The organism is Pseudomonas sp. CM25 (assembly GCF_013179705.1).
Taxonomy (GTDB): domain Bacteria; phylum Pseudomonadota; class Gammaproteobacteria; order Pseudomonadales; family Pseudomonadaceae; genus Aquipseudomonas.
The window spans coordinates 1-13,138 of the sequence record NZ_JABMCW010000150.1 but is presented as its reverse complement, the minus strand read 5'-3'; the positions used below and the strand labels follow the sequence as shown (position 1 = coordinate 13,138).

Genomic DNA, 13,138 nt, shown 5'->3' with positions numbered 1-13,138 from the left:
ACATCACAGCGAACTGGGGGTCAGCGGCGCATGACTGGAAAAGTGCGATGAATCAATTTGCGATTCTGTACGGAGATCGGTTCATCAGGCCAACCTGGTGAAATCAAGGCCTGCCGGGCGGCAGGCCATTACCGGCCCGCACACAAAAAACCTGACACTCCCAGATCGCGCCGCCCGCGCGGCGCTCGATCTCACAGGCGCTGAATATACCAAGGCATACACCTGTCAGCCCTGATGCAACCTCCCAGAGGCCACCCCCCACATGACCTGCGCTCCCCACCGGGGCAATACCTTCAGACCCGCTTCGAACAACGCCACAACCGCCCGATATCACAAGCCCGTGCCTGCAACAGCTCCCCAGCATTGGCACACGCGTGCTCCAGGCTCATCGGCCCACTTGCCAGGGCAAAGGCCGCATCTATCCCATGGGCATACAGGGCCTGATAGCCCTTACCCAAGGTCCCGGCCAGTACCACCACCGGCACACCATGGCGCTTGGCAACCCGGGCTACCCCCATTGGCGTCTTGCCGCGCAAGGTCTGCGCATCGAAGCGCCCTTCGCCAGTCACCACCAGATCAGCGCCTTGTACCAGCGCATCGAGACCGGCCAGTTCAGCCACTACCTCTACCCCCGGGCGGAACTGTGCACCCATGAATGCCCGGGCCGCAAAACCCATGCCGCCGGCAGCACCGCAGCCAGGGTAGTCACGCATATCCTCGCCCAGCAGCTGCGCACAATGGTCGGCAAAATGCCCCAGGGCATGGTCGAGCGCATCAACCTGCTGCGGATTCGCACCCTTCTGTGGGCCGAAAATGGCCGATGCACCGTTGGCCCCACACAGTGGGTTATCGACGTCGGCAGCCACTTCAAACTGCACCTCGGCCAGGCGCGGGTCGAGGTCGCTGGCATCGATGCGGGCCAGCCTGGCCAAGGCCAGGCCGCCCTCTTCCAGCGTTTGCCCTTCGGCATCCAGCAGGCGCAAGCCCAGCGCCCGCAACATGCCGCTGCCGGCATCGTTGGTGGCGCTGCCGCCGATGGCCAGCACCACCCGCTGCGCGCCGGCGGCCAGGGCGGCGGCAATCAGCTCGCCGGTGCCCCAGGTGCTGCTGCGGCAGGCGTCGCGCTGGCTGGTTGGCACCAGCTGCAGGCCACTGGCCTGGGCCATTTCGATGATTGCCGTGCGGCTTTGCGGCAACCAGCCCCAGCCGGCTTCGACACTTTGCCCCTGCGGGCCGCGTACGGCCTGGCGGCGCAGTTCGCCGTGGCTGGCAGCAAGGATCGCCTCCATGGTGCCTTCCCCGCCATCGGCCATCGGGCACTCGACCAGCTCGGCCTGCGGCCAGGCCTCGGCCAGGCCGGCGGCGATGGCGCGGGCGACACCGGCAGCGTCGAGGCTGTCCTTGAACGAGTCGGGGGCAATGACGATTTTCATGGGGATTCTCCTGTCCTGATGAGCGGCATGCTGACAGTTGTGCGCCTGGGGGGCCTCGGTCAAATGCACAAAACGCGGGACGGGTTGTTTGGGCAGATGCATTTGTGCCTGCTTCGGGGCTATTTGCGGCAGGCCAGCTGCCGCCGACGCCCGCCGCAGCTCACCCCATCACCCAGCCGGCAACAACTGCAACCCCAGATACAAGCTGAGCATCCCTTCCATGCGCAACGGATCAACCTCGCCCAGTTCGGCAATCCGCTCTAGCCGGTAACGCAGGCTGTTGCGATGTATACCCAGGGCATCGGCACACGCCTGGCTCTGGCCGTCATGCGCGCACCAGGTGCGCAGGGTGGTCAGCAACTGGCCGCTGCCGTCCTTGGCGCGGATGCGCTGCAACGGTTCCAGCAGCTCATCTAGCGCATCATCGTTGCGGTGCCGCCACAACATGGCCGGCAACCGGTAGCGCTGCAGGCTGAGCAACCGTTCGCCGGGCAGTACCTCGCGCCCGTATGCCAGCAAGTCACGCACCCGGCGATAACCTCGGCGCAGTTGCTCCAGGCTCTGCGCAGCACTGCCCACGGCGAGCCGCTCCACTTCCCAGCCATGGCGTTGCAGGCGCTCGAGCAGGCGGGGCTCGTCCAGCGCCGCGCCGGCCGGGCGACACCACAGCAACGACTGGCGAGCCGGGCTGACACACCAACTGTCCGGGTAACGGCTCATCAACCATGCCGACAGCGCCTCGGCGGGAGGGCCCGAGGCCAGTTCAAAAAGGCACGGTACCCGCGGCAACTGGGGTTTCAGGCCCAGTTGCCGGGCTTCATCGAGCAGCCGTGGGGAGTCGCCGCTGCCGCCGAGCAACAGCGCCAGCAGGTCGTCACAGCGCTGCCGACGCCATTGCTGGTCGGCCTGCAAATGGCGCTGGGCCAGCAGCATTTCAGCGGTCATGCGCACCAGCTCGCCATAGGTACGCACCTGTTGCGGCTCACCAGTCAGGCCCAGTACACCCATCAGCCGGCCATCGAGCATCAGCGGCAGGTTCACCCCCGGCTGCACGCCCTTCAGGCATTTGGCCGCGTCGCTGTCCAGCTCGACGATCCTGCCGTTGGCCAACACCAGTTGCGCGCCTTCATGGCGGGTGTTGATGCGCTCCGGTTCGCCACTGCCCAGGATCAAGCCCTGGCTGTCCATCACGTTGACGTTGCACGGCAAGATAGCCATGGCCCGGTCAACGATATCCTGTGCCAGGTCATGGTCGAGTTCGAACATTGCAGGGTCCTTAGGGGTGTTAGGCTTTTGGGCCCGGGCACAGCAGGCTGGCCCAAGCGCTGTGCAAAAGCACAAAGACAGGTACGCCGCCGTCCCCGAGACTCGTCAGGGCGAGCGCCGAAACAGGCGACGCGGCGACAACCATAACAACAGAGAACCCGATCATGGCACACAGCCCCGCCCCTGACCAAGGCACGGACTCCACCCGCAACGCGCTGTACCGGCGCATCACCCTGCGGCTGATTCCGTTCATTTTCATCTGCTACCTGTTCAACTACCTTGACCGCGTCAACGTCGGCTTTGCCAAGCTGCAGATGCTCGACGCGCTGAAGTTCAGCGAAACGGTGTACGGCCTGGGGGCCGGCATCTTCTTCATCGGCTACGTGCTCTGCGGCTTGCCGAGCAACCTGGCGCTCAACCGCTTCGGACCGCGGCGCTGGATTGCGCTGATGATGATCGCCTGGGGCAGCCTCTCCACCTGCCTGCTGTTCGTCACCACGCCCACCGAGTTCTACACCCTGCGGCTGCTCACCGGCGCTGCCGAAGCCGGCTTCTTCCCGGGCGTGGTGCTGTACCTTTCGCGCTGGTTCCCGGCTGCCCGCCGTGGTCGCATCATGGCCCTGTTCATGTCGGCGATCCCGGTGTCCGGCCTGCTTGGCGGGCCGTTCTCGGGCTGGATCCTGCAGCACTTCGCTGCAGGCCAGCACGGCCTGGCCGGCTGGCAATGGATGTTCCTGATCCAGGGCCTGCCCACCGTTGCCCTTGGCATGCTGGCCGTGTTCCTGCTCAGCGACGGCTACCAGAAAGCCGCCTGGCTGAGCCCGGCAGAACGCCAGATGATCGCCAGCGACCTGCAGGCCGATGCCGCTGGCAAGCCCGGCACCAGCGGGGACCGCGTGCTGGCCGTGCTGACCAACCCGCTGATCTGGGCCTTCGGTTTCGTCTACTTCTGCATCCAGAGCGGCGTATACGCGATCAACTTCTGGCTGCCCTCGATCATCAAGAGCATGGGCTTCGACAACCCGCTGCTGATCGGCTGGCTCAGCGCCATCCCGTACCTGCTGGCCGGTGTGTTCATGATCCTCTGCGGGCGCTCGGCTGACCTGCGCAACGAGCGGCGCTGGCACCTGGTGGTGCCGATGCTGATGGGTGCCATCGGCCTGCTGATTGCGGTCAACTTCGCCGGCAACCCTGCCATCGCCATCCTCGGCCTGTCGATCGCCACCATGGGTGCCCTTACCGGCCTGCCGATGTTCTGGCCTATGCCCACTGCGCTGCTCAGCGCCGGTGCAGCGGTGGCGGGCCTGGCGATCATCAACTCGGTGGGCCAGATGGCCGGCTTCCTCAGCCCGTACCTGGTGGGGTTCATCAAGGACCAGACCGGTTCCACCGATGCCGCGCTGTACTCGCTGGCGGCGCTGATCGTGGTCGGTAGCCTGGTGGCCTTGCGCATCACCCGCGCGGGTGCGTTGAGCTCTGCAAAAGCCAGTTGAACTCATTCGGGGGTAAATCGGAGCGGCGGTGCGCAATTCGATTTACCCGCGAAGAGGTCCGCCCAGGCCACATAAAAGAACCATCCCCGCCGCTCGTCAGCCTGACATTATCGCTAAACGGTGCTGACCATTACCTCCAACAGCTCTTTAGTTGCCGGCATGTTCCGGAGGTTGCGCATTTCATCGGGCAGTTCAATGCGAACAATGCCCGATTCCCTTGCGCGTAGCATATTCACACCGAACATTTCCTGCGCCACCTCACTCGCAATCTGCGCGTAGCTGATGTTGTACTGCGAGATGTCTGCGAGTGTACGCTTCGAGGAGCTCCAGGCCTGCATCGCCCGCCCTGTCATGCCCGATGCTCCAGTGCCCAGCCGCGTCCCCGACGAAAACATCGAAGACAATGACGATTGCGCTTGCCAAGCCGCTACGATTCCGGTTGGCGTGCCCAGGATCACACTGGCCACCCCCGATACCGTTGCAATTGAATTGCCGGCGCGAGCCAGCTTAGGGTATTCGGGAATACGCGTGGGAAAGGCGAGGTACTGCTCTGCTGTCATGTTCAACTGCGCGGCATGAACTGACCTTTTGATAATGGGTGTAGCAACCTTGAGCCCTGACATGCCGGTGTTTATCAACCCAGTGAAGCCACTGAAGAACTGCTGCAGGGTACGCACAAAATCATGACCGCTTCTGTCGACATGGTTTACGGGGTCGTCCTGACAGTAGGCATAGCTGTTCAGTCCTCCTTTACCAAAGGGGCTAAATGAGTCAGCGCTGCAGAATCTCATCAAATTCGAACGATACAAGCGCTGGCCATTTCCAGGCAGATAGCCCCCCGTGGCAATGTCTCGCCACTCGCCGACAAAGCCCAAAGCAGCGTTGCTCCGCGAGTTGAACCCATACGCAGTGTGAGGCGTGGCGCCCATTACCGACTGTTGTATATCCACTGTGAGTAGCATGCCGGCTCCTGATAGCGGCGCTCAGTGAAAGGATGGGCAAACGCGGGGCATACTGAAACTGATAAAAATGCCAGTTGCACATACACCACTCCGATCGTCAGATAGGTGCACTTACTCCCGACCCCAGGCGTCAAATGGTTGCAAAGGCCCCCTTTGGAGAAGCCCGATGACCCAGCACGCCGTCGCCCGCCTGGCCCAGCTCGATCAACACCGTCCCCTACGCGTACAAGCCGGCAACGAAGAACTGATCCTGATCCGCCAAGGCGACCAGGTGCATGCCTACCAGGCCACCTGTCCGCATGCGGGCGCCCCGCTCGATGAAGGTGTGGTCTGCGCTGGCCTGCTGGTGTGCCCTTGGCACAAAGCTGCGTTCGCCGTTGACGACGGTGTGGTCTGCGAGCCACCTGCCCTGGCTGACCTGCGGCGTTACAAGGCCTGGGTGAAGGGCGACGAAGTCTGGGTCGAAGATCAACCCCTGCCCGTGATCGAGCCGCCCAGGCACAGCGATGCCCGCTGTTTCGTCGTGGTCGGCGCCGGTGCCGCCGGCAGCGCCGCAGTTGCCACCCTGCTGTCCCACGGCTTTGCGGGCCGGCTGCTGTGGATCGACCAGGAGCGCCAGCCAGCGTACGACCGCACCGCCCTGAGCAAATTCGTGATTGCCGGGGAGATGCCCGCCGACGAAGTGCCCGCATTGCTCGAAGCCGACGCCCTGCGCAAAGGCCATCTGGAACGCAAGCACGGCAAGGTGCGCACCCTGAACAGCCAAAAACGCCAACTCACCCTCGCCGACGGCCAGCAGTTCGACTATGACGCCTGCCTGCTGGCCACAGGTGGCAAAGCAATCCGCCCCGACATTCCGGGTGTCGACCTGCCTGGGGTATTCACCCTGCGCTCAAGGGAGGATGCCGCGCAGTTGCTCGACGCGGCCGAACCTGGCCAGCCAGTGGTGATCGTCGGCGACGGTTTCATCGGGCTGGAAGCCGCCTCGGCGCTGCGTAAGTACGGCGTACACGTACACGTGGTCACACGCCATGAAATCCCCCTGGCCAGGCAGTTGGGGGAGCGCATTGGCCGCAGCATCCGCGCGCTGCACGAACGTAAAGGCGTTACCTTTCATGGCCCCACCGAGGTCGAGCGGATCGAGGGCCAAGACAAGGTGGAAGCCGTGTTGCTGAGCAACGGTGAACGGTTGCAAACGTCACTGGTGCTACTGGGCACCGGGGTAAAGCCGGCCACCGGCTTCCTCCAGGGCGTGCCCCTGACCGAAGACAAATCGCTGCGGGTAGATACCGAAATGCGCGCCGCCGACCGTCTGTGGGCCGCAGGGGACATCGTGACCTTCCCGCTTGCGGGGCGGCCGGTGCGCATCGAGCACTGGCGCCTGGCCCAGCAGCAAGGGGTAATCGCCGCCGCCAATATGCTCGGCGAGCAGCGCCGCTACGCCGATGTGCCGTTCTTCTGGACATACCAGCATGGGCGCACTTACGAAGTGCTGGGGCATGCGCGGGACTGGGATCGTATTGAATTTGTCGGTGAGCCGGAGGAAGGCGACTTCATTGCGTTGCAATGCGTTGGTGATCAGGTTGAGGCAGTGGTAGCAAGGGGGTATTCAGATGCCATGGCCATGCTGTCTCTGCTAATGAAGCGTTCCCTGAGCCTGAAAGACGCGCTTGAACGGATTGGCGAACCTTTCCATTGTTCTCGTTAAGACGATTTATAGTTGTTGGCTCAGCTCTCGCCCCCCCCAAGTTCACAACCCATTCTAACGAGCACACTTGAGTCGATTCAAAACGTTCGAAGCAGGCTCATTAGCGCCTTACAAGATTTCTGGCGTAATAGAAAGCGTCATGCATATATTTTCTATTCAGTACATAAACCAAACCGACTCCCGCTGTTACACCAAATACTGCCGCCACTCCACGGGCGGCAGGACTATTCCCCAAAGCTTCTGCAGCGGTAATTTGAACTACGTATTGCGTTGCATAAGCAACCGGTAGCTTCAGCAGGAATTTTCTGGTTTCGGCCGACATTATCCGGGATGAAGATTCGACGCCTGCCGTGCGCACTGTAGCGGGGCTTGAAGTGCTGCCACTGCCTGCAAGAGAGGAATGAGTAGAGGTTGCCTCAGTGCTTGATGCAGCTATCTGCCTGGTAGCTTGGCTGGGCAGGGGCTCTGACTGCTGATCCAGAGTGGGGGCGGAGGGTCGCAAAGGGTTCATTTCCACATCGACATCCTGTGGTTGAGCGCGACGTCCGAAAGTTCGAGTTAGAAAATTTCTAATTCGCTCCCAGAACCGTCCGCCAGGATCATTTCGATTCACGGGATCAGATTGGCAATAGCTATATCCATTGATCCCGCCCTTCCCGAATGGAGACAGCGCGTCCGGCTGATTGAAGCGCATCGTGCGCGGATTAAAATCACGCTGCCCGTTGCCAAGAGGATAATTCCCCGTGGCCTTGTCGCGACGCTGGCCCACGAATGTTACCAACGTCGTCGGTTCTTGTGATTTTGAAAACCCGTAAGGGGTGTAAATTTGAAAATCGGCCGTTCGGCTGTTTTTCATGATCGTATTTGCTTGGTCACATTGCAGCGCTGAAATGATCTGGTCGTGGATGTTTAACTGTGCGCACGCGATCGAAGCGCCCCAAACCACGCGTGCGCTTGCGCCCCCAATGGTGGTAGACGTACGCCTACCTTGGTAGAAATAGAGTTCCCGTTGCTTTGCCGGCATGATGCTGGAGCTCCAGAGTTTGATGCTCAGGATCATCGGCGATCGCGCTGCAACCTGCTACTGGCAAAAATGTCAGGTTGTCCGATCTGAATTGCTTATCGCGCATGGCGTATCAAGCATTGGCGCCTGGCCCAGCAGCACGGGGTAATCGCTGCCGCCAATGCTGTACCGAACCAGTGAGGCCTGTGCCAATCGTGCGCGACCGCCTTGTCGTACCAACTCGATATCAAGGCAGGCGCCAAGGGGCCGAGCGCCTCGGCCTCAGGAATAATTGGCCCGAAACAGATTGTAGGAGCAGCCTTGTGCTGCGAAGCGCCGCGCGGGCGGCGCTCGATCTCACAGGCGCTGAAATATTGTGGCAAGCACCTGTGAGCCCCCACGCGCGCCCTGTGGCGCTTGCCCGAAAAAAGACCCCAGACAACATACAAGGACCATTGGGGAGCTCTACGCCGGGCTCCCGGTCCCCCCTTTCCCCAATCACCTCGGTATTGTGCGCACCATTGGTTTTGACCTCTGGAGCTGCAATGAAACTGCTACAACCGCTGCAAATCGGCCCGCTCACCCTGCCCAACCGCGTATTCATGGCGCCCCTGACCCGCTTGCGCAGCCTTGAACCGGGCGACGTGCCGACCGCGATGATGGCCGAGTATTACCGCCAGCGCGCCAGCGCCGGGCTGATCATCACCGAAGCCACGCAGATTTCCTTCCAGGCCAAGGGCTATTCCGGTTCGCCTGGTATTCACAGCGCCGAGCAGATTGCGGCCTGGCAGCGCATCAACGCAGGCATTCACGCCGAAGGCGGCCACAGTGCCGTGCAGGTCTGGCACACCGGGCGGGTTTCACACACGTCCCTGCAGCCTGGCGGCGAGGCGCCGGTGGCACCTTCGGCAGTGCCGGCCGGAGCACGTACCACCTTGCGTGACCAGCAAGGCAACCTGGTGCGTGTCGAAACTTCTGCGCCGCGTGCTCTGAGTGAGAGCGAAATTGCCGACATCGTCGCCGATTTTGGCCAGGCTGCGACCAATGCCCGGGAAGCCGGTTTCGACTTCATCGAACTGCACGCTGCCCACGGCTACCTGCTGCACCAGTTTCTCACCCCAAGCGCCAACCAGCGCGAAGACCACTACGGCGGCAGCGTCGAGAACCGCGCGCGCATCGTGCTGGAAGCCGTGGACGCAGCAATCGCCAATTGGAGCGCCGAGCGCGTCGGCATCCGCGTCTTCCCGCTGGGTGGTTTCAATGGCGTCGACAATGGCGAGGACCAGGAGGCTGCCGGCCTGTACCTGATCCGCGAGCTTGCCAAACGCAACCTCGCCTACCTGCACCTGTCCGAGCCTGACTGGGCCGGTGGCAAGCCGCTGCGTGACGGGTTCCGTGAAGCCATCCGCGCCGCCTATCCGGGGGTGATCATTGCTGCCGGCGCCTACACCGCCGCCAAAGGCGAAGACCTGATCGGGCGCGGCCTGATCGATGCCGTGGCATTCGGGCGCAGCTACATTGCCAACCCCGACCTGGTAGCGCGGTTGCGTGAACAGGCGCCGCTGAACGCGCACAGGCCGCAGTTCGATTATGCCAATGGGCCTGAAGGCTATACCGACTACCCGTTCCTGCAGCAGGCGTGAAGCCCCGCAACCCGGATTTCATGCAAAAAAAACGGAGCCCTTGAGGGCTCCGTTTCTCAGTGGTCGATCACGCCTGAGCGTATTCGACACACAGCCGACTTACTCTGGACGCACCTGAGCAGCCTGCATGCCTTTCTGGCCTTTTTCAGCAACGAAAGAAACCTTCTGGCCTTCTTTCAGCGACTTGAAACCGTCCGATTCAATGGCCTTGAAGTGAACGAAGAGGTCGTCGCCACCGCCGTCCGGGGTGATGAAGCCGAAGCCCTTTTCGTCGTTGAACCATTTAACCGAACCGGTTTGTCTGTTGGACATGCTCTGAATCCTCAATGCTGATTGGTGCGTTTTCAGTGAAAGTTGAAGCGGCTGTGTCGTTCGACCAACCTCTGCACGGTACATCTTGGGCGATCCGGAGCAATCTAGCTACTAGCATTTCTGCTAATTCGCATAAAAATATCTGGACACTGAGCGCCACAACTGCGGGGCAGCTATCTGCAACGCCCTCGAATCGTGCGAACGTTGCCGCGCCAGAGCCGTTCGCCGGCCACCCAGTCAGTATTCCCAGGGCACACCCGCTTCCCAACTGGCCACCAGCAGGTCGATGAAACCGCGAACCCGCGGCGACAGGTGGCGCTTGCTCGGGTAGACGATGCGGATCGGATCTGCCGGTGGCCGGTAGACCTGGAGCACTTCTACCAGCGTGCCCGCACGCAAATCGTCGCCGGTGATGTAGGTGGGCAGGTGAATCAGCCCGAAACCTGCGCGGGCGCCGTCCAGCATCGCTTCCGAGCTGTCGATGTTCAGCCGCCCGGGGTCTTCGCACAGGTGCAGCCCCGCTTCGCTGTGAAAGCGCCAGGGCATGGCCTTTTCGCCGGCGAGGAAGGCGATCTTGTCGTGCCCGTAGAGGTCGGCGGGGACCTCGGGTACGCCACGCGCTTGCAGATAGGCCGGCGAGGCACAGGTGACAAACTGCTGCCAGGCTACGGTGCGGGTCAACAGCTGCGAATCTTCTTTTGGCGCACCGATACGCACGGCAACGTCGACGCCCTCCTCGACCAGGTCGACGAAACGGTCGGTGAAGCGAATATCTGCACGCAGTTCCGGCCATTGCTTGAGGTACTGGTCGAGGATCGGCAACACATGCCGCTGGCCGAGCGACAACGGCGCCGTCAGGCGCAGGGTGCCGGTGGGCTTGCCGCGGCGCTGGGCCATGGCGCTTTCCACCTCGTCCAGGTCATCCAGAATCTGCCGCCAGCGCTCGAAGGCCACCAGCCCCTCATCGGTCAGGCTCAGTTTGCGTGTGGTGCGGTTGAGCAGGCGTACCGCCATGCGTGCTTCCAGGCGGGCAATGCTTTTACCCACCGCCGAGCGCGTCAGCCCCAGGCTGGCGCCGGCGGCAGTGAAACTGCCGGCCTTGGCGGCACTGACAAAGGCCGCGATATCGCCGAAGCGGTTGGGTTCCATGGGTTGATCCTGCCTCGATTAAGACCGCTTTAAATGGGTATGAATTGGCCGATTGCAACCGGTCCTGAAGCAGCGGGTTTACTCGCGAATGGCCGCAAAGCGGCCCCATTGCGACCTCAAACCAACCCCCTTATAACCAGCAAATGCACCGGATAAAACAGGTAACCCCAACGCCCGACAGCAGGCACCGCCCAATCATCATGGCGCAGCAACCCCCAGCCAACCGGGATCGCCAAGGCTGCTGCAGCCAGCGTCAACAAAGTAATAGGCGCCAACAGATGCGCCTGCAGCCAGCTGTTGGTCAGGTTCCCGCCCATGGCCAACAGGCAAGGCAAGCACCAGGCCACGCCGCCCTGCCGGCGTGCCATCAGCCAGGCGCCCGGCAGCAACACCCCCGGCAGGCCATACATCAGCTGCTCGCTGAACAGCCACCCCACTCCCAGCCCGGCGAGGCCGAGCACCCGGGCCGAGATCAGTGGGTGATGCACACCCCAGGCTACCAGCAACCCCAACACCAGTGTCGGCATCACGCTGAAGGTCGGCGAGCCACTGTCCAGCCAGCGATACGCCGGTTCCGACAGCACCGCGAACAGCAGCATCAGCCCCAGATAGCGCAGGTTGACGCGGGTATACAGCGCCCCTGCCCTGACGCGCCCAACATTCACCGCGATCGCCAGGCAGAACAGCGGAAATGCCAAACGCCCCAGCACGAACAGGCCATCGGCACTCGGCCACAAAAAGCGCAGGTGGTCGGCGACCATGGTCAGCATCGCCGTCCACTTGACCAGGTCCAGCCCCGCCGAGCGCATGCCTTAGCGCCTGCCCTCGACCGGGCTGACACCCAGGTAGCGGTCAGTCCAGACGGCCAGCGGCAACGGCGGTTGCTGTTCGACGATGCGTCGCCAGATCAGCGCCAGGTCAGCGCCATTGAACATCGTCCCAGGCCCGCTGCCTTGCCATACCGAAGGCACATCCACCGTCCAGCGCCCCTGGCTGTCGCGGTGCGCCATGTTGAAACGGAAGGTGTAGTTGCCCGGGATGCCCATGCGCAGGTCGGTGACCACCAGCGCGTCGCCGACCTGGTCGTAGCGCAGCCAGTCATCGGTGAACCAGCGCAGCCGCTGGTGCAGCGGCGCCCCGGCCAGTGCTTCGGCCAGATCAAGGTTGCGCGACAGGCGTTGCATTTCTGGCGGCTGGCGGTCGAGTACGCTGCTGATGCCTTCGTAATAGTGGCCATCCGGGGTCTTGGCCAGCACGCGCCAGACCAGGCTGTTGAAGGCGATGGGCACGGCACGTACCTCGCTGGCGACGACACCCTGTTGCTCCAACGCCGCCTGGAAGCGCTGCTCGGCCGCCATCCGCCCGGCCAGGCCAAAACCCAGGTAGGCAGTGCTGAACACCAGCGCCAGGGTCAGCAGGCGAGTAGCCCTCTGCGTAACGCCCTTGAAAATGGCGTAACCCACCGCTGCCAGCAGCGGCACCGTGTAGACCGGGTCGATGATGAATACCGCAGCCCAGCTCTGCGGGGTTGTCTGCAGTGGCCAGAACAGCTGCGTACCGTACACAGTGAAGGCATCGAGCAGCGGGTGGGTGATGAGCACCAGCCAGAACGCGAGGAACAGCCTGGGCAGGGTGTAGCCCTTGCCGGGCCAGCATTTGCCGACCAGCCACGCCAGCAGCAACGCCAGCCCGGTGAGCACGAACAATGAGTGGGAGAAGCCGCGGTGGTAGGTCATCTGCGACACCGGGTCGGCGTAGCGGATGATCACATCCAGGTCGGGCAGCGTGCCCAGCGCCGCCCCGTAAAGCAGCGAGCGGCGGCCCTGGATGCGGCCCAGCACGGTACCTTGCAGGGCGGCGCCGAGAACGGCTTGGGTGATGGAGTCCAAGGGTGGCATTCCTGAAAAGGTGGTTTGCCGACGCTACCCTCATCCGGCGCTGACACGCAATCGCGATTGTGGGTGCACGGGCTACAGCAACTGCCAGGTGTACACCAGGGTCAGGCGGTTCTCGTCGATGTCACTGCGGTAGTTGGACCGGGCCATGGCGTTGCGCAGCCGAATCCCCAGGCCCTTCAGCACCCCGCTCTGCACCGCATAGCCGATATCTAGGTCGCGCTCGCGGTCACGCCCTTCATAACCCTGCCCGGTATCTACATTGTTACCGGTG

The 13,138-nt window shown here is 62.7% G+C and carries 12 protein-coding genes; 3 read left to right on the top strand and 9 right to left on the bottom strand.

Annotated features, from left to right (window positions below; translation table 11 throughout):
* Positions 1-293: 293 nt before the first annotated feature.
* Entirely contained in the window at positions 294-1,433 is a 1,140-nt protein-coding gene (locus HP546_RS16555; protein WP_172227475.1) for a glycerate kinase, read from the bottom strand.
* A 168-nt stretch (positions 1,434-1,601) separates the two neighbouring features.
* Positions 1,602-2,699 carry a sugar diacid recognition domain-containing protein gene (locus tag HP546_RS16550; protein WP_172227473.1) on the bottom strand — a complete coding sequence of 366 codons (1,098 nt, stop codon included), beginning with the start codon at positions 2,697-2,699 and terminating at the stop codon, positions 1,602-1,604.
* 164 nt (positions 2,700-2,863) lie between these two features.
* On the opposite strand from HP546_RS16550, the gene HP546_RS16545 reads away from it, so the two are divergent.
* Complete coding sequence (locus HP546_RS16545; protein WP_172227471.1) at positions 2,864-4,192, top strand: MFS transporter; 1,329 nt, start codon at positions 2,864-2,866, stop codon at positions 4,190-4,192.
* Between the two features lie 113 nt (positions 4,193-4,305).
* Here the strand turns inward: HP546_RS16545 and HP546_RS16540 are convergent, their stop codons facing one another.
* Entirely contained in the window at positions 4,306-5,154 is an 849-nt protein-coding gene (locus HP546_RS16540) for an RHS repeat-associated core domain-containing protein (protein ID WP_172227469.1), read from the bottom strand.
* A 166-nt stretch (positions 5,155-5,320) separates the two neighbouring features.
* On the opposite strand from HP546_RS16540, the gene HP546_RS16535 reads away from it, so the two are divergent.
* The gene (locus tag HP546_RS16535) at positions 5,321-6,862 is read left to right on the top strand and encodes an apoptosis inducing factor family protein (RefSeq protein ID WP_172227467.1); all 1,542 of its coding nucleotides are present in this window, start codon (positions 5,321-5,323) and stop codon (positions 6,860-6,862) included.
* Between the two features lie 100 nt (positions 6,863-6,962).
* Here HP546_RS16535 and HP546_RS16530 read toward each other — a convergent pair whose 3' ends face one another.
* Positions 6,963-7,922 (bottom strand): RHS repeat-associated core domain-containing protein, encoded by a 960-nt coding sequence (locus HP546_RS16530; RefSeq protein WP_172227465.1) that lies wholly within the window; start codon positions 7,920-7,922, stop codon positions 6,963-6,965.
* Positions 7,923-8,410: 488 nt separating this feature from the next.
* On the opposite strand from HP546_RS16530, the gene HP546_RS16525 reads away from it, so the two are divergent.
* Positions 8,411-9,508 carry an alkene reductase gene (locus HP546_RS16525; RefSeq protein ID WP_172227463.1) on the top strand — a complete coding sequence of 366 codons (1,098 nt, stop codon included), beginning with the start codon at positions 8,411-8,413 and terminating at the stop codon, positions 9,506-9,508.
* A 99-nt stretch (positions 9,509-9,607) separates the two neighbouring features.
* On the opposite strand, the gene HP546_RS16520 is transcribed toward HP546_RS16525, so the two are convergent.
* From HP546_RS16520 to HP546_RS16500, 5 genes are all read right to left on the bottom strand, one after another.
* On the bottom strand, positions 9,608-9,820 hold the full coding sequence (locus HP546_RS16520) for a cold-shock protein (protein WP_172227461.1): 213 nt from the start codon (positions 9,818-9,820) through the stop codon (positions 9,608-9,610).
* A gap of 237 nt (positions 9,821-10,057) precedes the next feature.
* Positions 10,058-10,969, bottom strand: a complete 912-nt coding sequence (locus HP546_RS16515) for a LysR family transcriptional regulator (RefSeq protein ID WP_172227459.1) — start codon at positions 10,967-10,969, stop codon at positions 10,058-10,060.
* 116 nt (positions 10,970-11,085) lie between these two features.
* A complete protein-coding gene (locus HP546_RS16510; RefSeq protein ID WP_172227457.1) occupies positions 11,086-11,778 on the bottom strand; it encodes a TraX family protein in 693 nt (230 codons plus the stop codon).
* Between the two features lie 3 nt (positions 11,779-11,781).
* Positions 11,782-12,858, bottom strand: coding sequence for a metal-dependent hydrolase (locus HP546_RS16505; RefSeq protein ID WP_172227455.1), 1,077 nt, complete (start codon positions 12,856-12,858; stop codon positions 11,782-11,784).
* Positions 12,859-12,939: 81 nt separating this feature from the next.
* Positions 12,940-13,138 (bottom strand): OprD family outer membrane porin (locus HP546_RS16500; RefSeq protein WP_172227453.1); only part of this gene is annotated, 199 nt, incomplete at its 5' end.

Excerpts from the sequence above, each read along its gene's own strand:
- HP546_RS16555 (WP_172227475.1), bottom strand. The coding sequence starts at position 1,433 with ATGAAAATCGTCATTGCCCCCGACTCGTTCAAGGACAGCCTCGACGCT.
- HP546_RS16550 (WP_172227473.1), bottom strand. The coding sequence starts at position 2,699 with ATGTTCGAACTCGACCATGACCTGGCACAGGATATCGTTGACCGGGCC.
- HP546_RS16545 (WP_172227471.1), top strand. The coding sequence starts at position 2,864 with ATGGCACACAGCCCCGCCCCTGACCAAGGCACGGACTCCACCCGCAAC.
- HP546_RS16540 (WP_172227469.1), bottom strand. The coding sequence starts at position 5,154 with ATGCTACTCACAGTGGATATACAACAGTCGGTAATGGGCGCCACGCCT.
- HP546_RS16535 (WP_172227467.1), top strand. The coding sequence starts at position 5,321 with ATGACCCAGCACGCCGTCGCCCGCCTGGCCCAGCTCGATCAACACCGT.
- HP546_RS16530 (WP_172227465.1), bottom strand. The coding sequence starts at position 7,922 with ATGATCCTGAGCATCAAACTCTGGAGCTCCAGCATCATGCCGGCAAAG.
- HP546_RS16525 (WP_172227463.1), top strand. The coding sequence starts at position 8,411 with ATGAAACTGCTACAACCGCTGCAAATCGGCCCGCTCACCCTGCCCAAC.
- HP546_RS16520 (WP_172227461.1), bottom strand. The coding sequence starts at position 9,820 with ATGTCCAACAGACAAACCGGTTCGGTTAAATGGTTCAACGACGAAAAG.
- HP546_RS16515 (WP_172227459.1), bottom strand. The coding sequence starts at position 10,969 with ATGGAACCCAACCGCTTCGGCGATATCGCGGCCTTTGTCAGTGCCGCC.
- HP546_RS16510 (WP_172227457.1), bottom strand. The coding sequence starts at position 11,778 with ATGCGCTCGGCGGGGCTGGACCTGGTCAAGTGGACGGCGATGCTGACC.